At 75.1% G+C, this 22,632-nt stretch carries 21 protein-coding genes and 1 riboswitch; of the genes, 11 read left to right on the top strand and 10 right to left on the bottom strand.

What is annotated here, in order from left to right:
* Positions 1 to 64 precede the first annotated feature (64 nt).
* The 4 genes from ACFVNO_RS17515 to ACFVNO_RS17500 form a co-directional block, all read right to left on the bottom strand.
* Entirely contained in the window at positions 65 to 1,420 is a 1,356-nt protein-coding gene (locus ACFVNO_RS17515) for an adenylosuccinate synthetase (RefSeq protein ID WP_378893754.1), read from the bottom strand.
* Positions 1,417 to 2,406, bottom strand: coding sequence for a hypothetical protein (locus tag ACFVNO_RS17510; protein ID WP_355260036.1), 990 nt, complete (start codon positions 2,404 to 2,406; stop codon positions 1,417 to 1,419). The genes ACFVNO_RS17515 and ACFVNO_RS17510 overlap by 4 nt, the downstream gene beginning before the upstream one ends.
* Positions 2,407 to 2,481: 75 nt before the next feature.
* On the bottom strand, positions 2,482 to 3,555 hold the full coding sequence (locus ACFVNO_RS17505; RefSeq protein WP_378893751.1) for a molecular chaperone DnaJ: 1,074 nt from the start codon (positions 3,553 to 3,555) through the stop codon (positions 2,482 to 2,484).
* Positions 3,552 to 4,343, bottom strand: coding sequence for an NUDIX domain-containing protein (locus ACFVNO_RS17500; RefSeq protein ID WP_355260041.1), 792 nt, complete (start codon positions 4,341 to 4,343; stop codon positions 3,552 to 3,554). The genes ACFVNO_RS17505 and ACFVNO_RS17500 overlap by 4 nt, the downstream gene beginning before the upstream one ends.
* Positions 4,344 to 4,479: 136 nt before the next feature.
* Here ACFVNO_RS17500 and ACFVNO_RS17495 point away from each other — a divergent pair, with 136 nt between their 5' ends.
* The 7 genes from ACFVNO_RS17495 (at position 4,480) to ACFVNO_RS17465 (ending at position 12,217) form a co-directional block, all read left to right on the top strand.
* A complete protein-coding gene (locus ACFVNO_RS17495; RefSeq protein ID WP_378893748.1) occupies positions 4,480 to 5,631 on the top strand; it encodes an acetyl-CoA hydrolase/transferase C-terminal domain-containing protein in 1,152 nt (383 codons plus the stop codon).
* Between the two features lie 137 nt (positions 5,632 to 5,768).
* Positions 5,769 to 6,323: a crossover junction endodeoxyribonuclease RuvC gene (gene ruvC / locus ACFVNO_RS17490; protein WP_220562549.1), complete on the top strand. Its 555-nt coding sequence runs from the start codon at positions 5,769 to 5,771 to the stop codon at positions 6,321 to 6,323.
* Positions 6,324 to 6,355: 32 nt separating this feature from the next.
* Entirely contained in the window at positions 6,356 to 6,973 is a 618-nt protein-coding gene (gene ruvA, locus ACFVNO_RS17485) for a Holliday junction branch migration protein RuvA (protein WP_355260047.1), read from the top strand.
* A gap of 11 nt (positions 6,974 to 6,984) precedes the next feature.
* A complete protein-coding gene (ruvB, locus tag ACFVNO_RS17480) occupies positions 6,985 to 8,139 on the top strand; it encodes a Holliday junction branch migration DNA helicase RuvB (protein WP_355260050.1) in 1,155 nt (384 codons plus the stop codon).
* 299 nt (positions 8,140 to 8,438) lie between these two features.
* On the top strand, positions 8,439 to 8,810 hold the full coding sequence (gene yajC / locus ACFVNO_RS17475; RefSeq protein ID WP_220562546.1) for a preprotein translocase subunit YajC: 372 nt from the start codon (positions 8,439 to 8,441) through the stop codon (positions 8,808 to 8,810).
* Between the two features lie 212 nt (positions 8,811 to 9,022).
* Positions 9,023 to 9,577, top strand: a complete 555-nt coding sequence (locus ACFVNO_RS17470) for an adenine phosphoribosyltransferase (RefSeq protein ID WP_355260053.1) — start codon at positions 9,023 to 9,025, stop codon at positions 9,575 to 9,577.
* Between the two features lie 462 nt (positions 9,578 to 10,039).
* Positions 10,040 to 12,217, top strand: a complete 2,178-nt coding sequence (locus ACFVNO_RS17465; protein ID WP_355260269.1) for a bifunctional (p)ppGpp synthetase/guanosine-3',5'-bis(diphosphate) 3'-pyrophosphohydrolase — start codon at positions 10,040 to 10,042, stop codon at positions 12,215 to 12,217.
* Between the two features lie 31 nt (positions 12,218 to 12,248).
* On the opposite strand, the gene ACFVNO_RS17460 is transcribed toward ACFVNO_RS17465, so the two are convergent.
* The 5 genes from ACFVNO_RS17460 to ACFVNO_RS17440 form a co-directional block, all read right to left on the bottom strand.
* Positions 12,249 to 12,827 (bottom strand): TetR/AcrR family transcriptional regulator, encoded by a 579-nt coding sequence (locus tag ACFVNO_RS17460; RefSeq protein ID WP_355260056.1) that lies wholly within the window; start codon positions 12,825 to 12,827, stop codon positions 12,249 to 12,251.
* 78 nt (positions 12,828 to 12,905) lie between these two features.
* Positions 12,906 to 13,373 (bottom strand): nitroreductase family deazaflavin-dependent oxidoreductase, encoded by a 468-nt coding sequence (locus tag ACFVNO_RS17455; protein WP_220562543.1) that lies wholly within the window; start codon positions 13,371 to 13,373, stop codon positions 12,906 to 12,908.
* 67 nt (positions 13,374 to 13,440) lie between these two features.
* Positions 13,441 to 14,628, bottom strand: coding sequence for an acyl-CoA dehydrogenase family protein (locus ACFVNO_RS17450; protein WP_355260059.1), 1,188 nt, complete (start codon positions 14,626 to 14,628; stop codon positions 13,441 to 13,443).
* Positions 14,625 to 15,839: a CoA transferase gene (locus ACFVNO_RS17445; protein WP_355260062.1), complete on the bottom strand. Its 1,215-nt coding sequence runs from the start codon at positions 15,837 to 15,839 to the stop codon at positions 14,625 to 14,627. The genes ACFVNO_RS17450 and ACFVNO_RS17445 overlap by 4 nt, the downstream gene beginning before the upstream one ends.
* A gap of 11 nt (positions 15,840 to 15,850) precedes the next feature.
* Entirely contained in the window at positions 15,851 to 16,207 is a 357-nt protein-coding gene (locus ACFVNO_RS17440) for a DUF3870 domain-containing protein (protein ID WP_220565262.1), read from the bottom strand.
* A gap of 238 nt (positions 16,208 to 16,445) precedes the next feature.
* A riboswitch (SAM riboswitch) is annotated at positions 16,446 to 16,560 on the top strand.
* Positions 16,561 to 16,616: 56 nt separating this feature from the next.
* On the opposite strand from ACFVNO_RS17440, the gene ACFVNO_RS17435 reads away from it, so the two are divergent.
* The 3 genes from ACFVNO_RS17435 (at position 16,617) to ACFVNO_RS17425 (ending at position 19,485) form a co-directional block, all read left to right on the top strand.
* Positions 16,617 to 17,951 carry an aminotransferase class V-fold PLP-dependent enzyme gene (locus ACFVNO_RS17435; protein ID WP_355260065.1) on the top strand — a complete coding sequence of 445 codons (1,335 nt, stop codon included), beginning with the start codon at positions 16,617 to 16,619 and terminating at the stop codon, positions 17,949 to 17,951.
* 314 nt (positions 17,952 to 18,265) lie between these two features.
* Positions 18,266 to 18,964: an SAM-dependent methyltransferase gene (locus tag ACFVNO_RS17430; protein WP_255646760.1), complete on the top strand. Its 699-nt coding sequence runs from the start codon at positions 18,266 to 18,268 to the stop codon at positions 18,962 to 18,964.
* On the top strand, positions 18,952 to 19,485 hold the full coding sequence (locus ACFVNO_RS17425) for a DinB family protein (RefSeq protein ID WP_355260068.1): 534 nt from the start codon (positions 18,952 to 18,954) through the stop codon (positions 19,483 to 19,485). Before ACFVNO_RS17430 ends, ACFVNO_RS17425 begins: the two co-directional genes overlap by 13 nt.
* A gap of 9 nt (positions 19,486 to 19,494) precedes the next feature.
* Here the strand turns inward: ACFVNO_RS17425 and ACFVNO_RS17420 are convergent, their stop codons facing one another.
* Entirely contained in the window at positions 19,495 to 21,570 is a 2,076-nt protein-coding gene (locus ACFVNO_RS17420) for a primosomal protein N' (RefSeq protein ID WP_378893737.1), read from the bottom strand.
* Between the two features lie 113 nt (positions 21,571 to 21,683).
* Between ACFVNO_RS17420 and fmt the strand changes: the two genes are divergently transcribed.
* On the top strand, positions 21,684 to 22,619 hold the full coding sequence (gene fmt, locus ACFVNO_RS17415; RefSeq protein ID WP_355260074.1) for a methionyl-tRNA formyltransferase: 936 nt from the start codon (positions 21,684 to 21,686) through the stop codon (positions 22,617 to 22,619).
* The last annotated feature ends 13 nt before the right edge of the window (positions 22,620 to 22,632 follow it).

Here is a 22,632-nt window from a genome sequence, read left to right as displayed (position 1 = left end):
CCCGGGTGGGGGGTCTTGTCGGGAACCGACAATCGGGAGGGTCCTTCTTGTCCTGCGGGGACGGTCAGGCCGGGGCGGTGATCCGGGCGTCGTCGCGGGTGGGGCCGGAGAAGACCGCCTCCAGCGGGGTTCCCAGGGCGTCGGCGATCTCCTCCGGCGGCGTGGGGCCGTCGGCCAGGACGGGCCGGGCCGCGGCCAGGGCGTCCGCCAGGGCCGCCTGGCGGCGCAGGTGGGCGTCGGCGCGGGCGTCCAGGGGGCCGGGCGCCGGGTGCAGCGGGTGGCTGGGGGCCGGGGCGTCGCCCGGGGTGGGCACGAGCGGCCGCCCCGCCCGGTCGGTGTAGCCGGTGCAGCGCCGCAGCCGGCCGCCGGCCGCGGCGGCGCTGTCGGCGTGCGTCACCACCAGGGAGTCCACCCCGCCGGTGGCGGCCAGGGCGTACCGGTGGGCCGCCAGGTCCAGGTGGCCCACCCGGAACGCCCCCTGCCAGGGGTGCGTCCCGTTGTGCGGCTCGGGCAGCAGGCCGGCCAGCGACGGGTCCTCGGTGGGGAAGGGCCCCGCCCCGTGCCGCGTGGTGTAGGCGCGCACCACCCCGATCCGGCGGGCGTCGCCGGGGCGGCCCGCCTCGGCCAGCAGCGCCAGCGGGTTCGCGGTGGTGGTCGTGGACCAGGTGGTGTGCGGGTGGAACCCGTGCCATTCGTCCAGCAGCACCCCCTGGGCGCCCTCGAACACGACCGGGGCGCGGGCCAGCAGGCCCGGCAGGTACGCCTCGTCCACGATGCGCACCCCTCGGGCGAACCCCCCGTACGCCGCGACGCAGTCCTCGACGTCCGGGGACGTCCGGGACCCGTCGCCGAGCTCGCGGCGGAGCGCGTCGAGGTGGTCGGCCAGCCGGTGCAGTTTGCGGCGCAGCACCGCGGGCGTGCGGCAGTCGCCGGCCGTGGGGGCGTCCCCGGGCCGGGCCAGGGCGTAGGCCATCGCCTCGCCCACGCCCATCCCGCACGACCCGTGGCGGCCGCCGCCCCGGGCCCGCTCGCGGATCCGGTTGGCCTCCTGGTGCCAGGGGGTGGCGATCAGCGCACGCTCGTCCACCGTGACCAGGCCGAACGGGTCCGGGACGCCGAGGGACGCCAGGTGGGCGCCCTCGGCGGCCAGGGCGAGGGGGTCCACCACCATCAGCCGGGACAGGTGCGTGGGCACCGGCCCGTCCGGGGCGAGGGTCCCCGCCCCGAACTGGGAGAACGTGTGGTGGCGTCCGTCCGGGGCCACCACGTTGTGGGCGGCCTGGGCGCCCCCGTTGGCGCGCACGACGGCGCCGTAGCGCCGCCGTGCGCACAGCAGATCGACCGTCACACCCTTGCCCGCGTCGCCGAATCCCAGGTCGACGACGACGGCCGAGGTGTCGGCCCACGCGGGGGCGCTCACAGCCGGTCCGTCCCCGGGGCCGAGGCGTCGCCGCCGGGCAGGCCGGACGAGCGCACGATCGAGCCGCGCGGACCGGCCAGCGGCGCCAGCGCCCTGCCCACGACGCCGCCGGCGTCGGACCCGGCGTCGGCGAGGTCGGACAGCCCCTCCTCCAGGTCGATGGCCTCCTCGGACAGGCCGATCGTCACCGCGATGGTCTCCGACACCGCGCCCAGGTCCTCCAGGTGGATGACGTTCTGGCCCAGCTGCTCGTCCCAGAAGGACCGGACGGCGTCGTTGGTGAAGTGGCTGCTGCCGCTCGGCATGATGAAGTACACCTCGAACCTGCGCCGCAGCTCGGCGAGGATCTGCGGGAACGGGATGTCCTCGGCCAGGTCGTCGCCGATCACCTCGCGCACCTCGCGGGCCTTGACCTTGCCGTAGGCCTTCTCGTCGCCGATGAGGAACAGGTAGCCCTTGCGGCCGCGCTTGTCCAGGCAGTCCATGGCGGTGTGCCGGGCCATGAAGTACATGGCCAGCTCGTAGGACTCGGTGACCTGTCCGCCGCCGCCCCCCTCCAGCAGGATGTTGTTCAGGTCCTCCTCCAGCTCGTTGCCGGACTCGAACTGCCCGATCTGGAGCGGGGCCCGGTCGCAGGTGGCGTCGCCGATCCCGCCGAACAGGATCTGCGGGTGCTCCACGTAGCCCTTGCGCAGCAGCAGGCCGAACAGCGCGGGCAGCTTGGTCTGGAGCACGCGGGGGACGCGGCCCATCGAGCCGGTGACGTCGAACAGCACCGAGATGGCCAGGGACTCGGGGTGCTCGTCGGAGTCGCGGCTCTCGCGGAAGGCGACGCCCTTGGGGTCGAGCTTCTCGTGGACCTTCCACTTGCTGCGGGGGACGGACGACAGCACGTCGTCGGTGTAGCCGAAGTCGCTGCGTCCGGCGGAGGCGTTGTAGGCCTTGCGGGCGTGGTAGGCGTCGGTGGACCAGTGGCTGCTTCCCATGGTGGTTCTCCTCTTGGGTGAAGGGGTCTCGGGGTCGGTGGGGCCGGGGGCCGCGGGGTTCGGTGGTCCGCGGGGTCAGTCCGGCATGGTGAAGGGGCGGAACCGGCGCGGCCCGTAGAGCCGCTCCAGGACCTCGTCGAGTTCGATCAGCAGGGCGAACCCGTCGGAGGGGCGCTGCCGCGCCGCCGGCAGGGCACAGCCCCTGGCGAACGAGCGCAGCTCCCGCGGCAGGCGCCCGGCGGTGACGTACTCGATGCACCGGGTCGCCATGTAGATGTCGGTCCGCACCGAGGCGGGGCCGCGTTCGGCCACCTCGGACGGGTAGAGGTCCTTGCGGTGGGGGACCATCGCGGGGATGTGCGGGGTGGTGCGCGCGGCGTGCGCGGTGACCGAGTAGCACCAGTCGACCAGGACCAGGCCGTGCTCCCCGGGGTGGATCAGCACGTGTTCGGGCACCACCGCCCCGTGCACCACCCCGGCCCGGGAGGCCGCGTCGACCGCCACCAGCAGGCGGCGCCACATCCACGCGGCGTCGCGCGGGTCGACGCCGTCGGGGTGGGCGCGGCGCACATCGGCCAGGCTGTGGAAGCCGTCCAGCCGGTCCAGCACGTTGGCCCTGCGCTCGACCCCGGTCGCGGCGTCGCGGTGGCGGATCGACTCCAGCAGCCGGGGGAAGAACGCCCGCGCCTCCTCCGGCCCGCGCTCGCGGATCCGCTCCAGGGCGGTGGCCTCGGCCTCCATGAGGTCGTTGTCGCGCGGGGACCGGGGCACCTTGATCACGGCGTCGCGCCAGTCGCCGTCCCGGTAGCGGACGGGGTACAGGTCGGCGACGTCGCCCGAGGCCAGGGGGGAGGACCCCACGTGGTAGCCGCGGGCGGCGGTCACCACCACGTGGTCGTCGAACCCGATCCGGCCCCGGACGGCCTCCTGGTAGCGCGTCCACATCCCGGTCAGCCGGGTGAACAGCGCGGCGTCGCCCCCGGGGGTGTCGGGGTGCAGCAGGCGGGCGAGCCGCCGGTGGGCGGACGAGGCCGCCGCGGGCACGGTGTCGTCGGCGGGCAGCGGCCCGAACAGGTCGGACGGGTCGCGGGCGGTGAGGACGGCGCGGGCGGCCTCCTCGACGGTCATCGGGACCTCCACGGGGGTCATGGGGCGCTCCTGAGCAGCGGCGGGTGCAGGGCGGCGGTGCCGCCCGCCCGGTACAGGCGGGGGCGGCGGCCCCCGCCGGAGCCGCCGCGGTCGGCGAGCTCCCCGGTGTCCCGGACGAAGCCGGGGGCGGCGAGGATCTTGCGGTGGAAGTTGGCGGCGTGCAGGGACCGGTCCCACACCGCCTCGTACACCTCGCGCAGGTCGGTGATGGTGAACACCGGCGGCAGGAACGCGGTGGCCAGGGAGGTGTACTCCAGCTTGGCGCGGGCCCGCTCGACGGCGTCGGCGATGATCCGCGCGTGGTCGAAGGCGGGCTCGTACCGCGCGGTGCCGCCGTGCCCGAGGTCGCGCCAGGGGACCCAGGCGGCCTCGGCGGTGTCGCGGCCCTGCTCGGGGTCGGGCAGGTCGGGGGCGAGCAGCATGTACGCCACCGAGAAGACCCGCATGCGGGGGTCGCGGCCGCGGGCGCCGTAGGTGCCCAGCTGCTCCAGGTGCAGGGTGGTGGGCAGGGCGGTCTTCTCGGCCAGGACGCGCAGCGCGGCGTCGGGCAGGTCGGGGTCGGCGGGCCCCCGGGGGTCGTCCTCGGCCCGGACGAAGCCGCCGGGCAGCGCCCACCGGCCCTTCTGCGGGCTGGCGCCCCGGCGGACCAGCAGCACCAGCGGCTCCCGGGCGCGGATGGTCATCGCCACGACGTCGACGGTCACCGCGACGGGGGCGTAGGCGTGCGGGTCGTAGGCGGCCAGGAACTCCCGTTCGTCCGCGTCCCGCCGCATCCCGTCGTCCACCATGGTCGGTCCAGTTCTTCTCAGAGTGAGTTTTTCTCGCTTCGAGAAGAACTTAGCACGGCCCCCGCCGCGGAGTCCACCCCCTTTTCCCGGCCGGGCCGCCCGGTCCGGTACGGTCGGTCCGGCGGAAGGGGAGAGCGTGGAGAGCCTGACGGACCTGGTGGGACCGGGCGCGACCGTCGCCCTGGGCGACGGGTTCGGCGCCCCGCGGAGCGTCACCGCCGACCTGTGCGCGGCCGCCGCGCGCGCCGGCGGCGTCCGCCTCGTCCTGGGCTGGGTCCCCGAGGCCGACCCCGGGCTCGACCCCGCCGCGTTCGCCGACGCCCGCACCGTCATGCCCGGCTGGGGCCTGCGCGATCACGTCGACCGCGGCCTCATCGCCCACCCGCCGGTGCGCATGTCCGCCGTCCCCGCCCTGCTGCACGGCCTGTGGCGTCCCGACCTGCTCGTCGCCTCGGTGGTCCCGGTGCCCGGCGGGTACGCCTTCGGCAGCGAGGCCGGCTGGCTGCGCACCGCCGTCGAGGCGGGCGCCCTGGTCGCCGGGGTGGTCTCGCCGAACCTGCCCCGCGCCGACGCCGGGCCGCCGCTGCCCGCCGACCGCGTCGTCGTCATCGGGGAGAGCGACCGCACCGCCGGGACCCTGCGCCCCTCGCCCACCGGCCCCGACCAGGCCGCCATCGCCCGCCACCTGGCGCCCCTCATCCCCGCCGGCGCCCGCCTCCAGCTCGGCTTCGGCCCCGTGCCCGCCGCCCTGGCCGCCGAGCTGCGGGTCCCCGTGCGCATCGACTCCGGGCCGCTGCCCGAGGCCGCCGTCGACCTCGACGAGCGCGGCCTGCTGCTGGGCGACCCCGTGGGCATGTACCTCGTCGGCGGCCCGCGCCTGCACGCCTGGGCCGACGGCCGCCCCCTGCTGCACTCCGTGGAACACGTCCTGGACCCCGGCCGCCTGTCCGCCGACCCCTTCGTCGCCGTCAACACCGCGGTGGAGATCGACCACGACGGCCAGGTCAACGTCGAGGGCACCGCCCGGGGCGTGCTCGGCGGCATCGGCGGCCACTCCGACTACGCCGCGGCCGCCACCCGCTCCGTCGGCGGGCTCAGCGTCATCGCCGTCCCCACCCGCCACCGCGGCCGTTCCACCCTGGTCGAACGCCTCTCCCGGCCGGTCACCACCCCCTCCCAGGACGTGGAGGTCGTGGTCACCGAGCGCGGCGTCGCCGACCTGCGCGGCCTCTCCCGGGCCGAGCGCCGCGCCGCCCTGGCCGACCTGTGGGGGACCGGCCGCGCCTGAACGCCCCCGCCCCGTCCCCGGGCCCCGGTACGCTCGACCGGCACGGCCCCCGAGACACGCCGGGCCGGGCGCGGGACTCCTGTCGTCCCGCGGCATTAGCATGGTGCGAACGAACGTTCGAGAAAGGTGTGGGGCGCGTGCGCGTGCTGGGAATCGACCCGGGGCTCACCCGGTGCGGCGTCGGCGCCGTCGAGGGCGCCATCGGCCGCCCCCTGAGCCTCATCGGCGCCGACGCCATCCGCACCTCCCCCGACGAGGACCTGCCCCAGCGCCTGCTGGGCGTCGAGCGCGGCATCGAGCGCTGGCTCGACGAGGTCCGCCCCGACGCCGTCGCCGTCGAGCGGGTCTTCGCCCAGCACAACCTCAGCACCGTCATGGGCACCGCCCAGGCCAGCGGCATCGCCCTGGTCTGCGCCGCCCGCCGCGGCCTGCCCGTCGCCCTGCACACCCCCAGCGAGGCCAAGGCCGCCATCACCGGCAGCGGCCGCGCGGACAAGGCGCAGGTCGGCACCATGGTCGCGCGTATCCTCGGACTCGACGGCCCGCCCCGCCCCGCCGACGCGGCCGACGCGGTCGCCCTGGCCATCTGCCACATCTGGCGCGGCGGCGCCCAGGCCCGGGTGGCCCAGGCACAGCAGGACTTCGCCCGCAAGGTCGAACTGGCCCGCCGCGCCCGCGGCGCCCGCCCCTAGGGAAGGAGAAGGGCACCCGGTGCCCCCATGACATGATCGCGTTCCTCACCGGCCGGGTGGCCGCACGCGGCGCCGGCAGCGCCGTCATCGACGTCGGCGGGGTCGGCATGTCCGTGCAGTGCACCCCGAGCGCCCTGTCCCGCCTGCACGTGGGGGAGACCGGCACCGTCGCCACCAGCCTCGTCGTGCGCGAGGACTCCCTCACCCTCTTCGGATTCGCCGACGACGACGAGAAGCACCTGTTCGAGCAGCTCCAGACCGCCTCCGGGGTCGGCCCCCGGCTGGCCCTGGCCATGCTCTCGGTGCACAGCCCCGACTCCCTGCGCCACGCCGTGGCCACCGAGGACACCAACGCCCTGACCCGGGTCCCGGGCATCGGCAAGAAGGGCGCCCAGCGCATCGTCCTGGAGCTGCGCGGGAAGATCGACCCGCCCGTCTTCACCGACGGCACCCTGCCGCCGGTCCCGGACGGCGCCGGGGCCGGGCCCAACGGCGCCTGGCGCACCCAGGTGGTCTCCGGCCTGGTCAACCTGGGCTGGTCCGCCAAGGACGCCGAGGCCGCGGCCGCCGCCGTCGCGCCCCAGGCCGAGGAGACCGCCGACGTCGCCGTCCTGCTGCGCAGCGCCCTGCGCACCCTCAGCCGCGCCTAGGAGGGCCCACCGTGTACGACGACCACGACCGACCGACGGGACCGGCGGACCGGGACCTCCCCGGGCCGTACGCCCGGGAGGCCGTCTCCTCCGAGGCCGGAGCCGACGAGCGCCGGCTGGAGGGCGCCCTGCGGCCGCGCGCGCTCGACGAGTTCGTCGGCCAGGAACGGGTGCGCGAACAGCTCTCCCTGGTCCTGGACAGCGCCCGCAAGCGCAACCGCGCCCCCGACCACATCCTCATGTCCGGCGGCCCGGGCCTGGGCAAGACCACCCTGGCCATGATCATCGCCGCCGAGCTGGGCTCCCCCCTGCGCATCACCTCCGGCCCCGCCATCGAGCGCTCCGGCGACCTGGCCGCGGTGCTGTCCACCCTCCAGGAGGGCGAGGTGCTGTTCCTGGACGAGATCCACCGGATGGCCCGCCCCGCCGAGGAGATGCTCTACGTCGCCATGGAGGACTTCCGGGTCGACGTGGTCGTGGGCAAGGGACCCGGCGCCACCGCCATCCCCCTGGAGATCGCCCCCTTCACCCTGGTCGGCGCCACCACCCGGGCCGGGATGCTGCCCGCCCCGCTGCGCGACCGGTTCGGGTTCACCGCCCACATGGACTTCTACTCGGCCGAGGAGCTGGAGCGCATCCTGCACCGCTCGGCCGGGCTGCTCGGCGTCCCGCTGGCCGAGGACGCCGCCCGCGAGATCGCCGGGCGCTCGCGCGGCACGCCCCGCATCGCCAACCGGCTGCTGCGCCGGGTCCGCGACTACGCCGAGGTGCGCGGCGACGGGATCATGTCCCTGGACACCGCCCGCGCCACCCTGGAGCTGTACGAGGTGGACGCCCTGGGCCTGGACCGCCTCGACCGCGCCATCCTCGACGTGCTGCTCCGCCGCTTCCGCGGCGGCCCGGTGGGCCTGTCCACCCTGGCCGTGTCGGTGGGGGAGGAGGCCGAGACCGTGGAGGTGGTCGCCGAGCCGTTCCTGGTCCGCTCCGGGTTCCTGGCCCGCACCCCGCGCGGCCGGGTCGCCACTCCGCTCGCCTGGGCCCACCTGGGGCTCACACCCCCGCCGGACGCCGCCTTCGGCGCGGCCGCCGCGGCCCAGGGCGGCGGCACCACGGGTTCCGGCGGTGCCAACGGAACCAACGGCAACGGGTCCTCGGGCACCCCCTGAACCGCCCCGGCGCGGGTCGCGGCCGCCTCCGGAGGCGGGGTGCGACCGTTAACACTCCGATCCGCGCCGGTTGGGGAACGGTGACCGGCGACACGTAAGCTGTGACGGACCGACGGAGATACGGGGTGACACCCCGGTCCGGAGAGTGCGTTCCGGCACCGAAGGAACGCATCGGCCGCCCGGAACGTTGTAGCCACCGGGTGCCGTGCGGGCCGAACACGTCCGACCGGCACGAACAGGGTGGCCGCCGCGTCGACCGCGCCGCCGGCCACAGACGAAGACTTCAGGAAGGACGCCCCGTGCAGGGCCTTTACCAACTCGCCGACGGAGCCGCGCCCGCGGGCGGAGGAATCCTCTCCTCGCTCCCCATGATCGCCCTCATCCTCCTGGTGTTCTGGCTGCTCATCTGGCGGCCCAACCAGAAGCGGCGCCAGCAGGAGGCGCAGATGCAGAGCGCCCTCGTCCCCGGGGTCGAGGTCATGACCAAGGCGGGTATCTACGGCACCGTCGTCGAGGTCCAGGACAACGACGTGATCCTCGAGATCTCGCCGGGCACCCGGATCCGCATGCTCAAGCCGGGCATCGGTGAGATCCTCACCCCGCAGGCCGACGACACGCCGGTCGAGGACCGCCCCGACTTCGGCGACGACGACCCCAAGCCCAACAACTGACGGCCGCCGCACGCGCCCCGTGGCGATACCGCCCCGGGGTCGGCGGCCCGGCGCGCCGACGCGCGGATCCTCCGGTACCGGCCCCCACCGGGGCCGGTACCGCCGTGTGCGGCCGCCCCAGCGGCCGCCCCCGCAGGAGCGCCGGCACCGCACGGCACGGACGTGCCGCAACGACAGCCACCCCGGAACACCAGTAAGGTCCACACCGCACCATGGCCCACGACGACACCCCCGCGGACACCGCCGCCGCCCCGGACCTGCTCCTGGGCCGCATCCGCGACATCCCGGACTTCCCCAAGCCCGGCATCCTGTTCAAGGACATCACGCCGCTGCTCAACGACCCCGCGGCGCTGGCCGCCACCGTCGCCGGCCTCGCCGAGCCCTTCCGGGACGCCGGCGTGGACCACGTGGTCGGTCTGGAGGCCCGCGGATTCATCTTCGGCGCCCCGGTGGCCCTGGCGCTCGGCGCCGGGTTCGTCCCCGCGCGCAAAGCCGGGAAACTGCCCGCGGCCGTGATCGAGCAGCCCTATGATCTGGAGTACGGGACCGCGACCGTGGAGATCCACGCCGACGCGGTCACCGAGGGCTCCCGGGTGCTCATCGTCGACGACGTGCTGGCCACCGGGGGCACCGGGCGGGCCGCGGTGGACCTGGTCCGCAAGGCGGGTGGTACGGTCGTGGGATTCTCCGTCCTGATGGAGCTCACGGCTCTCGGGGGGCGCGAGAGGCTGTCCGACGTGGAGCCGCACGCCCTCCTCTCGGTCTGAGAGACCCGCCCGCACCCGCCGACCCGACGTCCGGCGTACCGGGATCCGGCGTACCGGAGGCCCCCTGAGCCCGCGGCCGCCGACCGCGTCGCCGCGCGTCAGCGCCGGTGGGAGGCGGGCGGGGGACACTAGACTGGACGGGGAGCGGCACCGCGGCCGTGATCGGCGACCGGACCTGAAGATACGCACGTGCACCGGAGAAGCCGGGCGACGCCGACCGCCCGTACGATCCGGGCGGAACCGCGGGAGGTAGGCATGCCAGGCGAAGTGGTCCCGACCGGGGAGGTAACCGGGAACGGGACGCGACAGGACGCCGCCCGCCCCGGGACCGACGGGAACGCCCCCACGACCGACGACCGCCAGGAGGGCGCCGCCACGGCGGCGCCCTCCACCGCATCCACGCCCTCCACCGTGCGGGTCCGCAGGAGACTCGCCCGACTCGGCGCCCAGCGGGGAGTGACGATGAACCCGGTGCTGGAACCACTGATCAAGACCGTGCGCGCCACCCACCCCAAGGTGGACGTGCGGCTCATCGAGCGCGCCTACGAAGTGGCCGCCCACCACCACCGGGACCAGAAACGCAAGAGCGGCGACCCCTACATCACCCACCCGCTCGCCGTCGCCACCATCCTCGCCGAACTCGGCATGCAGGAGGCCACCCTGGCCGCCGCCCTGCTGCACGACACCGTCGAGGACACCGGGTACACGCTCGGCGAGCTGCGCGCGGACTTCGGCGACGAGATCGCCGAGCTGGTCGACGGCGTCACCAAGCTCGACAAGGTCAAGTACGGCGAGGCCACCCAGGCCGAGACCGTCCGCAAGATGGTCGTGGCCATGGCCCGCGACATCCGCGTGCTGGTCATCAAGCTCTGCGACCGGCTGCACAACATGCGCACCCTGCGCTACCTGCCCTCGGTCGCCAAACGAGAGAAGAAGGCCCGCGAGACCCTGGAGATCTTCGCCCCCCTCGCCCACCGCCTGGGCATGAACACCATCAAGTGGGAGCTGGAGGACCTGGCGTTCGCCACCCTCTACCCCAAGCGGTTCGACGAGATCGCCCGCCTGGTGTCCGAGCGCGCCCCCCGCCGCGACGTGTACCTCCAGGAGGTCATCGAGGCGGTCTCCGGCGACCTGCGCGAGTCCAAGATCAAGGCCACCGTCAAGGGGCGGCCCAAGCACTACTACTCGATCTACCAGAAGATGATCGCCCGCAACGTCGGCTTCGACGAGATCTACGACCTCATCGCCGTGCGGGTGCTGGTGGACAGCGTCCGCGACTGCTACGCGGCCCTGGGGACCATCCACGCCAGGTGGAACCCCGTGCCCGGGCGGTTCAAGGACTACATCGCCATGCCCAAGTTCAACATGTACCAGTCGCTGCACACGACGGTCATCGGACCCTCGGGCAACCCGGTGGAGCTGCAGATCCGCACCCGCGCCATGCACCGGCGCGCCGAGTACGGCATCGCCGCCCACTGGAAGTACAAGGAGGACCGCAACAGCGGCGGGACCGCGGCCACGCCCAAGGGCGGCTCCGACATGGCGTGGCTGCGCCAGCTCATCGACTGGCAGCAGGAGACCAAGGACCCCGGCGAGTTCCTGGAGTCGCTGCGCTTCGACCTGTCGGTGCAGGAGGTGTTCGTCTTCACCCCGCAGGGCGACGTCATCTCGCTGCCGCAGGGCGCCACCGCGGTCGACTTCGCCTACGCCGTGCACACCGAGGTCGGCCACCGCACGGTGGGCGCCCGGGTCAACGGCCGCCTGGTGTCGCTGGAGACCGAGCTGCACAACGGCGAGACCGTCGAGATCATCACCTCCAAGGACCCCGACGCCGGGCCGAACCGCGACTGGCTCGACTTCGTCAAGAGCGCCCGCGCCCGCAACAAGATCCGGCACTGGTTCACCAAGGAGCGCCGCGAGGCCGCGATCGAGCAGGGCAAGGAGGAGATCGCGAAGGTCATGCGCAAGCAGGAGCTCCCGGTCAAGCGCCTGTTCAGCGGGGAGTCCATCGTCGCCCTGGCCGACGAGCTGCGCTATCCCGACGTGGACGCCCTGTACGCGGCGGTGGGGGAGCGGCAGGTCAGCGCCCAGAACGTGGTCGCCAAGCTGGTCGACTCCATGGGCCTGGCCGACGACCACCCCGAGGACATCGCCGAGCCGGCGCTGCCCGCCAAGGCGCCCCGCCAGCGCCAGCCCGGCAACCCGGGCGTGGTCGTGGAGGGCGACGCCGATGTGTGGGCGCGCCTGTCCAAGTGCTGCACGCCGGTGCCCGGGGACGACATCGTCGGCTTCGTGACCCGCGGCAACGGGGTGTCGGTGCACCGCGCCGACTGCGTGAACATCGCGACCCTGGACCCCGAGCGCAAGGTGCGGGTGGACTGGTCGCCGACGGAGGACTCGCTGTTCCTGGTGGCCCTCCAGGTGGAGGCGCTGGACCGGGCCCGGCTGCTGTCGGACATCACCCGGGTGCTCTCGGACCAGCACGTCAACATCCTGTCGGCGACGGTGCAGACCAGCCGGGACCGGGTCGCCCAGAGCCGGTTCACGTTCGAGATGGCCGACCCCGCCCACCTGGGCAGCGTGCTGCGCGCGGTGCGCAACGTGGACGGCGTCTACGACGTGTACCGCGTCCGCAACTGACCGCCCGGGCGGGCGCCGCGGGCGTCCGCCCTCACCCGTCGGCGCGCCGCCCGTGGACGGTCATGCCGCTCGTCAGGGTCAGGGCCCAGGGCTCGTCGACCCCGTCCAGGTCCAGGGCGGTGATCAGGTGGCACATCAGGCCCATGGCCATGAAGTACCGGACCTGCTCCCGGGTGCCGCCGGACAGCTCGTGCACCAGGGTGACCGTCGAGGCGTACCCGCGCCGCATGCACTCCCGGACCTCGGGGACGTCGGCCGCGCTCTGGGCGTGCACCTGGAGCATGAGCAGGTCGCGGTCGGCGATCAGCTCCGCGTAGGAGTCGCCCATCGCGGCCAGGACCTGGGCCGCGGGGGCGCCGGGCGCCTTCTCCGCGCCCTCGCGCAGGGCCTGTTCGATGAGCCCGAAGCAGCGGTCCAGCGTGGCCGTGAACAGTCCCAGCTTGCTGCCGAACAGCCGGAAGACGTAGGCCTGCGAGATCCCGGCCGCGTCGGCGATCTCCGTCACCGGGGTGGCGTGGTAGCCGCTCCGGGCGAAGACGGGCACCGCGTGCCGCAGGATCGCCGCCCTGCGCGCCTCGGCCGTGGAACGGCCCGCTTCGGTAACGCTCATGTAAGTGAGTACACACTCATGAACGTCCGGTGTCAATCCGAACGGCGGCCCCGGCCCGCGAGGGGCCGGGGCCGCACCTCAGATGCGGATCGTCGTGGACCGCACGATCTGGAACACCGGGTGCCGGTGCGCCTCCGCCTCGAAGGCCTCGGCCGGCGCGTCCGGCGGGGCCTCGAAGTACGGTGCCACCACCAGTGCGCGGGGGTGGTCCACGTACTCGCGCAGCACCGGGGCCGCCTCCGCGGCGTCCAGTTCGCGCACGCTGACCAGCTCGATCCAGCCGCCCTTGCGCAGCGTCGCGAACCCGTCCGCGCGGATGTTGCGCACCCAGTCGACCTCCCCGTAGGGGGCGACCAGGAACCGGCCCTCGTTGTTGTCCACGAGGTTGATCGGGACGGTGCGCAGGAAGCCCGTCCTGCGCCCCCGCGTCGTGAGCAGGTACGTGTCGGGCGGGCACACCCCGTACTTGACGAAGCCGCCGAGCGCCGCGTTGAGCACCCGTCGGCCGCGCGTCATCTCGAACCGCTTCGCCGGTTCGTCCACCATCTGGCTACTCCCTCGATCGCTTGCCCCCCATTGTGGTGGTTGCCCGGGGGGAACGGCAGGCCGGAGGTCACCGGAAGGCCGAGATGCCGGTCACCGCCTGTCCGATGCTCAGCGCGTGGATCTCCTCGGTGCCCTCGTAGGTGGCCACCGTCTCCAGGTTCACCATGTGCCGCATCACCGGGTACTCCAGCGTGATCCCGTTGGCCCCGTGCACCGACCGGGCCGCCGCGGCCACCCGCTGGGCCGCGGCGACGTTGGCGAACTTGCCGAAGCTGACGTGGTTGTGGTGGGCCAGCCCCCGGTCCTTGAGCCGCCCGATCTGGAGGGCGGTCAGATCGGCGTGGCCGACGTCCACGACCATGTCGGCGAGCTTGCGCTGCGTCAGCTGGAAGCCGGCGATCGGCCTGCCGAACTGCTCGCGGGTGCCCGCGTACTCCAGCGCCGCCTCGTAGCAGGCGCGGGCCGCGCCCGCCGCGCCCCACACGATCCCGTAGCGGGCCTCGTTGAGGCAGGACAGCGGGGAGCCCAGCCCGCGCGAGCCCGGCAGGACCGCGTCGGCGGGCAGCCGGACCCCCTCCAGCACCAGCTCGGAGGTGATGGAGGCGCGCAGCGACAGCTTCCTGTGGACGACGTTGGCGGTGAACCCGGGGGTGTCGGTGGGCACCGCGAACCCGCGGATGCCCTCGTCGGTGGCGGCCCACACCACGGCGACGTCGGCGACGGACCCGTTGGTGATCCACATCTTGGTGCCGTCGAGCACCCAGTCGGAGCCGTCCCGGCGGGCGCGCGTGCGCATCGAGCCCGGGTCGGAGCCGGAGTCGGGCTCGGTCAGGCCGAAGCAGCCGATGGCCTCGCCCGCGGCCATGCGGGGCAGCCAGTGCTCCTTCTGCTCCTCGGAGCCGTACTTGTGGATCGCGGCCATGGCGAGGGAGCCCTGCACGGACACGAAGCTGCGCAGCCCCGAGTCCACCGCCTCCAGCTCGCGGCAGGCCACGCCGTAGGCGACGGCGCTGGAGCCGCCGCAGCCGTACCCCTCCAGGTGCATGCCGAGCACGCCCAGGTCGCCGAACGCCTTGGCCAGGCCGCGCGGGTCGGGCAGGGTGCCGGCCTCGAACCAGTCCGCCACGTGGGGCAGCAGCTCGCGGGCGGCGAACGCCCGGACCGCGTCGCGCACGTCGCGCTCGGTGTCGTCCAGTCCGGCGTCCACGGCCAGGAAGTCGCGGGGGTCCGGGGCGGGTGCCTTGCGGTCGCTCATGGGTTTCCTTTCGGGTGCTGTTGGACGGCGCCGCGTTCGACCATCGCGTCGATCAGGTCCGCGGCCAGGCCCAGTTCGGTGAGGATCTCCCGGGAGTGCTGCCCCAGCAGGGGCGGCGCGGTCAGCGGGGGAGGCGTGTTCTCCAGCCGGAACCCGGCGCGGACCTGCTCCAGGAGGCCGGCGGTGGGGTGGTCGACGGTGCGCAGCACGTCGTCGCCGCGGGCGTCGGCGGTGCGCAGCGCGTCCAGCACCCCGCGGACCCGGCCCACGGGCACGCCCGCCGCCAGCAGGCGCTCGGCCCAGTGGTCGGCGGACCGGGAGCGCAGGGTCGCGCTGATCTCCCCGACCAGCTCCCCGCGGTGCTCCACCCGGCCCGGGTTGGTGGCGTAACGGGGGTCCGCGGCCAGGTCGGGCCGCTCCAGCGCCTCGCACATGCGCAGGTAGAGCGCGTCGTTGCCGGCGGCGATGACGAGGTCGGCGTCGGCGGTGGGGAACGCCTGGTAGGGGACGATCGTGGTGTGCGCGTTGCCGACCCGGGCGGGCTCGGCCCCGGTCACCAGCGCCTGCTGGGTGAGGTTGACCAGGCCGGACAGGGTGGAGTTGATCAGGGACGCGCTGACCTCCTCGCCCCGGCCGGTGGCGCGGGCCCGCATCAGGGCGCCCAGGATGCCCACCGCGGCGTTGAGCCCGGTGAGCACGTCGGTGAGGGCCACCCCGACCTTGCTGGCCGGGCCCTCGGCGGGGCCCGTGGTCCCCATCAGGCCGCTCTCGGCCTGCACCACGATGTCGAACCCGGGGCGGCCCGCGGGCTCGTGCTCGGGCCCGAACCCGCTCACCGAGCAGTACACGACCGCCGGGTTGCGGGCGCTGACGTCGGCGTAGCCCAGGCCCAGGCGGTCGATGACGCCGGGGCGGAAGTTCTGCACCACCACGTCGGCGCCCGCGCACAGCTCCTGGACGGCGGCCCGCCCGTCGGGGTCCTTCAGGTCGACGGCCAGGCTGCGCTTGTTGCGGTTCACCGACAGGAAGTAGGCGGCCTCCCCGCCCGCCCAGGGCGGGCCCCAGGCGCGGGTGTCGTCGCCCCGGCCGGGCTGCTCCACCTTGATCACCTCGGCCCCCATGTCGGCCAGGAGCATGGTGGCGTAGGGGCCGGCCAGGACCCGGGACAGGTCGGCGACGCGCACCCCGGTCAGGGGCAGGGGTTGAGGCACGGACAACGGGTTCACTCCTCGCCGCTCGGCAACTGGTGGTCGTCCCTGAGCTGGTAGTAGCTCTCCAGGCAGCGGCGCAGCGCGGTGGTGAGGGCGGCCCCGGACTGGCCCGCGTAGCGGGTCTGCACCCGGCGCACCAGTTCGGCGATGTCCTCGGTGACCGACTCGCCCTCGACCAGGGCCCGGAAGAAGTCCTTGGCCAGGTCGGTCAGGAGCGTGGTGTCGGCGGCGACGATCCGGCCGTCGGCGGTGTCCACCGCCAGGACGACGCCCAGGCGCTGGTACTGCGAATGGCTGGCCACGGAGTCGGGCAGGCGGGCGTAGCCGGAGATCAGGACGACCCGGGGATTGCGGAAGACCTGCTGCATACGGTCGTGCACGTACGTCACCTCTTCGATCGCGGGCATGCGAAAACTCCGATGCTCTGGAGTCTCGCGCCTGGGAGGCGTCCGGGGGGAACCGGACACCCGCGACGTGAGGGCAGATGCGGACCAGTATGGCGCGCCCGTTCCCCGGCTGTCGAGCGGGGAGGCGCGAAAGGGTGTCCCGGGCCACAGCCGGATCGCCCTGTTGCGTTCCGCGAGCGCTGTGTTAACCTGCGTCGCAGGTCACGAGTACCAGCGCGAAGCCCCGGCTCGCTGGTCGGCAACCCTCCTTCCGCGGTGGGGTGCCCCGGGTGAGGACCAGGTCCCGACACGACCGTGTCGGACAAGCGCGGACCCTTGGCGCTGCCCCACCGGCACCCGTGGGTCCCACGACCCGCAGAAGAGGTGTGCCATGACCGTCGTCACTCCCATCGGCTCCGCCCGCTCCGCCCAGCCCGACCTGGGCCGGTGCACGATCGTCACCGCCGATGAGGGTGTCCCCCTGGTCTCCGGCGAGCGCGTCGAGTACGCCAACCTGGACTACGCGGCCAGCGCCCCCTGTCTGACCCCGGTCGCCGAGGCCCTGGCGGCGGCCCTGCCCTACTACGCCAGCGTGCACCGCGGCGCCGGCCACCACTCCCGGGTCAGCACCGAGGCCTACGAGCGGGCCCGCCGCTCGGTGGCCCGCTTCCTGGGGGTGCGCGCCGAGCCCGCCGACGCGGTGGTCTTCGTGCGCGGCACCACCGACGCCCTCAACCTGCTGGCCCGCGCGGTGCCGCAGGGCTGCACGGTGGTCGTGTTCGAGTCCGAGCACCACGCGAGCCTGCTGCCCTGGGAGCACCCGGCCTCCCGCGCCGGGTCGGTCGTGCGCCTGCCGCTGCCGGAGTCCCCGCGGGCGGCGGTCGACGCCGCCCGCGCCGCACTGGCCGCCGCCCCGCGGGGGCCGCGCCTGCTCTGCGTCACCGCCGCCTCCAACGTCACCGGCGAGATCTGGCCGGTCGAGGAGCTGGTGGCGGCCGCCCACGCCGAGGGCGCCCGTGTGGTGGTGGACGCCGCGCAGTACGCCCCGCACCTGCCGTTCAGCCTCTCGGCCACCGGCGCCGACTACGTGGCCCTGTCCGCCCACAAGCTCTACGCCCCGTTCGGGTCGGGCGTGCTGGCCGGGCGCGCCGACTGGCTGCGCGAGGCCGCGCCCTACCTGTCCGGCGGCGGCGCCACACGGCTGGTCACCGAGGACGACGTGGTGTGGAACGACCTGCCGGCCCGGCACGAGGCGGGCAGCCCCAACGTGCTGGGCGCGGTCGCCCTGGCCGCGGCCTGCGACACCCTCACCCCCCGCGTGCAGGAACTGCTGCACATCCACGAGACCTCGCTGGTGGAGCGGCTGCGCGCGGGACTGGCCGGGATCGACGGCGTGCACGAGCTGTCCCTGTGGGACGAGGACCACCCGCGGGTGGGCATCGTGTCGTTCGTCGTGGACGGGATCCCCGCCGACCTGCTGGCGGCGGCGCTGTCGGCCGAGTACGGCATCGGCGTCCGCGACGGCCTCTTCTGCGCCCACCCGCTGACCCGCCACCTGCTGCCCGCGGGCCACGGCCAGGCGGTCCGGGCCAGCCTGGGCGTCGGCACCACGCGGGAGCACGTGGACCGGCTCGTCGGCGCGGTCGCCGACCTGGTCGAGCACGGCCCGCGCTGGGAGTACGCGGACGCGGACGGACGCCTGGTCCCGGTGCCCGACCCCCGCTGACACCCCGCCCCGCCGGGCCCCCTGCGGCGGGGCGGCCCTCCCGCCGCCCCCGGGACGGGAGGTCTCCGATCGGGGGCGCCGCCCGCGGGCGGCGCCCCCGATGTGCCTTTCAGGACCTACGCCTCGGAATCCCTGGGGGCACAAGGCGCAACAAACGACGAAATAGGGCACATAACACACAGGGGTGTGCCGGGAATCACTTTCCCAAGGGGTAGCATCAGGCCCTGATGGCATGGCGCGGTGCCGCGGACCCGACCGGTCCTGCCGACGGCGCGCCGGCCTCCCACGAGCGGACCGGCTGGGGGAGCGTGATCGTGACGGACGTCCGAGGCAACGAGGCGGGACCGCTCAGGGGCGCCCACCGCGAGCCGGTGCGCCGACCCGCCCGCGGATCCGGCGTCGTCGACCTGCGCGGCCGGCCCCCGCGCCCGAGCCCGGAGCCCGACGAGGCCGCCCGCCGCCACACCGCGTTCCTGGACCGGGTGACCGCCTACCTGTGCGCGGACGCCGGGACCGGCCAGTTCGTCGACTGGGGCTGCCCGGTGCCCGGCCTGGCCGCCATGGTCCGCGCCCACCGGCCCGGCGCCCGCGTCGTCCACGTCGCCCCGCCCGGGGTCGCCGGCACCCTCGCCTCCTCCGACGGGGCCGTGGTCTCCTCCGAGGGCGGCCCCTCCGCCGCCCTGCACCGCCTCGCCACCTCCGGGCTCGTCGACCTCGACGAGCCCGTCGCCGTTCTCATGACCCGGCCCTTCCCCGCCGACGCCCCGCCCGGGGGCATCGCCGACCTGTACGGCCTGCTGCGCGGCGGAGGCCACCTCGCCCTGGCCTCCACCGCGCCCCACCAGGTGCTGCTGCGCGCCCTGGCCCCCTTCCACCCCGTCGAACCCGGGGCCGCCGACCTGGTGTGGTGGCCCTATCCGGACGAGGACGTGGCGGCCCGCGGCAGCGGGATCCTGGGCGCGCTCGGCCGCGCGCCCGCACGGGGCGGGGGCGGGAACCGATGGCGACGCTGAACTGGACGGGCGAGATCCTGGCGCAGCTCCAGTTCTACTGGGACTTCTCGCTGTGGCCCCGGCTGGAGGGGCTCACCGACGCGGAGTTCCACTGGGAGCCCGCCCCCGGCGCCTGGGGCGTGCGCCCCGGCCCCGACGGCCGCTTCCGCCCCGACCGGACGAGTCCCGAGCCCGACCCGCCGCCGGTCACCACCATCGCCTGGCGGCTGGGCCACATCGTCGTCGAGGTCCTGGAACTGCGCGACGACCGCCACTTCGGCCACGGCGCCCTGCACGGCGTCGAATGGCCCGGCACCGCCGACGGCGCCCGCGAGCGCCTGCGCCTGGCGTACCTCTCCTGGTCCGACCACGTCCGCTCCCTGGACGAGGAGGGACTGGCCGCCCCGGTCGGCGGCGCCGAGTCCCCCGAGTGGTCCGACTTCCCCATGGTCGCCCTCGTCCTGCACGTCCAGCGCGAGGTCATCCACCACAGCGCCGAGATCTCCCTGCTCCGCGACCTCTACCGCGCGGGCCCCCGGTGACCCCGTGCCCTAGACGACGTGGAGGGGGTCGACGCGGATCTGGGCAAGGTGCTCCTCGCGGCGGGCGCTGCGGGCGGCCGCGGCGGCCTTGAGGGAGCGGGCCAGGGGGCCCACCCCCGCCCGGGACACCCGGAGCAGGGCGCGCTCGGTGGTGTCGGTCCCGCCCGGCCCGGCGGGGCCCTCGCGGTCGGGCCCGACGGGCACCGGGCCCAGCAGCTCCACGCCCTCGGGCAGCTCCACCTGGTCCAGGAGCTCGCGCACGTGTTCGGGGCCGCCGGTCACCGAGGCCATCGACACCGCCGGGGGGAACCCCAGCTCGCGGCGGTCGGCCAGCTCGCGTTCGGCGAACCCCGCCGGGTCCCAGCGCACCAGCGACTGCACCACCGGCGACGACGCCTCGGCGCACACCACCACCGTGCCGCCCGGGCGCACCAGCGCCGCGGCGCTCAGCCACCGCCGCAGCGTCTCCTCGGCCGCCCGCAGGTCCAACCGGTTGAGCAGCGCCCAGCCGTCCAGCAGCACCGCCGCCGCGTACCCGCCCTCGGCCACCGGTTCGGCCCCCGGGGTGGCCACCACCAGCGACGGCGTCCCCGGCACCGCGGGCAGCACCTCGTCGCGGCCGGAGGTGCGCACCGCCACCGACGGGAACGCCCGCCCCAGCTCCTCGGCGGTGCGCCGGTCGCCCACCACCACCGCGCGCATCCGGTTCACCCCGCACTCGGGGCACGCCCACGCGCCCGCCACCCGGCCGCACCACCCGCAGGAGGGCAGGGCGTGCGAGCCGCGCACCGCCAGCGGCCCGTGGCAGGCGTCGCAGCGCGCGGGCTCCCGGCAGCCCGCGCAGGCCAGCGTCGCCAGGTAGCCGCGCCGCGGCACCTGGAACAGCACCGCGCCCTCCCGGGACGCCTGCCGCGCCACCCGCAGCGCCAGCCCCGGCAGCCGCGCCGAGCGCGCCGCCCCGTCCCGTTCCAGCTCGCGGTCGTCCCCCGCGGCCCGCACCACCGGGGCGCGCCTGCGCAGCACCGCCCGGTCGGCGACCAGCTGCCCGGCCCAGCCCGAGTCCACCAGCATCTGGGCGTCGGTGGTCCGGGTGTGCCCGCCGATCAGCGCCCCCGCCCCCGCCCGGTGGGCGCGCATCGACAGCACCGTGCGCGCGTGCGGGTAGGGGGCGTGCGGGTCGGCGTGCACGTCGTCGCCGTCGTCCCACAGCACCACCAGGCCCACGTCGCGCACGGGGGCGAACGCCGCCGCCCGGGTGCCCACCACCACCCGCACCCGGTCGCGCAGCACCGCCAGCCACCGCCGGTACCGCTCGGCGGGACCCAGCCCGGCGGTCAGCGCCACGTGCCGGTCCGGACCCAGCACCGCGGTCAGCGCCGCGTCCACCCGCTCCACGTCGCGCCCGTCGGGCACCACGACCACGGTGCCCCGCCCGGCGGCCAGCGCGGTGCCCGCCGCCACGGCGATCGCCTCGGGCCAGTCCGGCCCCGGCAGCGCGTTCCACACGGCCCGGGGCGCCCTCCCCGCGGCCAGCTCCGCCAGGAACGCCGGGCCGTCGGGGTAGTCCTCCCACGGCCCCGCCCCCGGTGCGGCGAACCCCCCCTCGGCGCCCCCGGCGGGCTCCTCCTTCTCGGCCCGGGCGTGCCGGGGCGGCACCGCCAGCCGCAGCACGTCGCTCAGGGTGCCCGCGTACCGGTCCGCGACCGCGCGGGACAGCCCCAGGACCTCGGGGGTGAGCACCGGCTCGGGGGAGACCACCGAGTCCAGGTAGGCCAGCCGGCCGGTGAACTCCGACGCCTCCACCCGCTCGGCCAGGAACCCGGCCAGCTTCCGGTTGTTGAACCTCACCCGCACCCGGCAGCCCGGCACCGCGGCCTCGTCCATGTCGGCGGGCACCCGGTAGTCGAAGTACCGGTCCAGGTGCGGCAGCGGGGTGTCCACCACCACGCGCGCGACCGGCAGCCGCTCGGCGGGCGTGCGCGGGGCCGGGCGGCCGGACCGCTTCTTCTCCTGCTTCTTCTCCGCCGGGGGCGCGGCGGGAAGCTCGAAGAGGACCCCCTCGGGTCCGGTGGGCTGGGATGTCATCACCCTCTGGTGTACCAGAACCCGGCGACACCGGCCGTGGGACGCCCGGTACGGCTGGTAGAACTGGGAACCGCGGCGGTGGGCCGCGGACCGCACAGCCAGGGGGGACCCGCATGAAACTCGTCTTCGCCGGAACACCGCAGGTCGCGGTTCCGTCCCTACAGGCGCTGATCGACTCCGACCACGAGGTCGCCGCCGTCGTCACCCGCCCCGACGCCCGCTCCGGGCGCGGGCGCAAGGTGGCCCCCAGCCCGGTCGCCGAGCTCGCCGAGAAGGCGGGCATCGAGGTCCTCAAGCCCGCCAAGGCGGGCGACCCCGACTTCCTGGCCCGCCTGGCCGAGATCGCCCCCGACTGCTGCCCGGTGGTCGCCTACGGGGCGCTGCTGCCCCAGGCCGCCCTGGACATCCCCCGCCACGGCTGGGTCAACCTGCACTTCTCCCTGCTGCCGGCCTGGCGCGGCGCCGCCCCGGTCCAGCACGCCGTCCTGCACGGCGACGACGTCACCGGGGCCTCCACGTTCCGGATCGTCAAGGAGCTGGACGCCGGCCCCGTCTACGGCACCCTCACCGAGGCCGTGCGCCCCACCGACACCAGCGGCGAGCTCCTGGAGCGGCTGGCCGACGCGGGCGCGGGGCTGCTGGTCCGCACCGTCGACGGCATCGCCTCGGGCGAGCTGTCCCCGGTCCCGCAGCCCGACGCCGAGGTCTCCTACGCCTCCAAGCTGGAGCCCTCCGACGCGGAGGTCGACTTCACCGCCCCGGCCCAGCGCGTCGACCGGCTGGTGCGAGCCTGCACGCCCGCCCCCGGCGCCTGGACGACCTTCCGCGGCGCACGGCTCAAGCTCGGCCCCCTCGTCCCCGTCACCGACGCCGACACCCCGGCCCTGGACCCGGGCCGCCTGCACGCCGACAAGAAGCGGGTCCTGGTCGGCACCGCCACCCACCCGGTGCGGCTGGGCGAGGTGCAGCCCCAGGGCAAGCGCGCGATGAACGCCGTGGACTGGGCCCGTGGCGTGCGTCCCACCGCGGATGACCGCCTGGGCGACTGAGCTGCCGTAGGCT

This window comes from Nocardiopsis sp. NPDC057823 (assembly GCF_042797335.1).
Taxonomy (GTDB): Bacteria; Actinomycetota; Actinomycetes; order Streptosporangiales; family Streptosporangiaceae; genus Nocardiopsis; species Nocardiopsis changdeensis.
Note: the sequence above shows the minus strand (reverse complement) of the source record. Positions and strands in the feature narration are given on the sequence as shown.

Bases quoted from the DNA above. Each gene is read 5' to 3' on its own strand.
- ACFVNO_RS17510 (WP_355260036.1), bottom strand. From the start codon at position 2,406: ATGGGAAGCAGCCACTGGTCCACCGACGCCTACCACGCCCGCAAGGCC.
- ACFVNO_RS17505 (WP_378893751.1), bottom strand. From the start codon at position 3,555: ATGACCCCCGTGGAGGTCCCGATGACCGTCGAGGAGGCCGCCCGCGCC.
- ACFVNO_RS17500 (WP_355260041.1), bottom strand. From the start codon at position 4,343: ATGGTGGACGACGGGATGCGGCGGGACGCGGACGAACGGGAGTTCCTG.
- ruvA (WP_355260047.1), top strand. From the start codon at position 6,356: ATGATCGCGTTCCTCACCGGCCGGGTGGCCGCACGCGGCGCCGGCAGC.
- ACFVNO_RS17470 (WP_355260053.1), top strand. From the start codon at position 9,023: ATGGCCCACGACGACACCCCCGCGGACACCGCCGCCGCCCCGGACCTG.
- ACFVNO_RS17465 (WP_355260269.1), top strand. From the start codon at position 10,040: ATGAACCCGGTGCTGGAACCACTGATCAAGACCGTGCGCGCCACCCAC.
- ACFVNO_RS17460 (WP_355260056.1), bottom strand. From the start codon at position 12,827: ATGAGCGTTACCGAAGCGGGCCGTTCCACGGCCGAGGCGCGCAGGGCG.
- ACFVNO_RS17455 (WP_220562543.1), bottom strand. From the start codon at position 13,373: ATGGTGGACGAACCGGCGAAGCGGTTCGAGATGACGCGCGGCCGACGG.
- ACFVNO_RS17450 (WP_355260059.1), bottom strand. From the start codon at position 14,628: ATGAGCGACCGCAAGGCACCCGCCCCGGACCCCCGCGACTTCCTGGCC.
- ACFVNO_RS17440 (WP_220565262.1), bottom strand. From the start codon at position 16,207: ATGCAGCAGGTCTTCCGCAATCCCCGGGTCGTCCTGATCTCCGGCTAC.
- ACFVNO_RS17435 (WP_355260065.1), top strand. From the start codon at position 16,617: ATGACCGTCGTCACTCCCATCGGCTCCGCCCGCTCCGCCCAGCCCGAC.
- ACFVNO_RS17425 (WP_355260068.1), top strand. From the start codon at position 18,952: ATGGCGACGCTGAACTGGACGGGCGAGATCCTGGCGCAGCTCCAGTTC.
- ACFVNO_RS17420 (WP_378893737.1), bottom strand. From the start codon at position 21,570: ATGACATCCCAGCCCACCGGACCCGAGGGGGTCCTCTTCGAGCTTCCC.
- fmt (WP_355260074.1), top strand. From the start codon at position 21,684: ATGAAACTCGTCTTCGCCGGAACACCGCAGGTCGCGGTTCCGTCCCTA.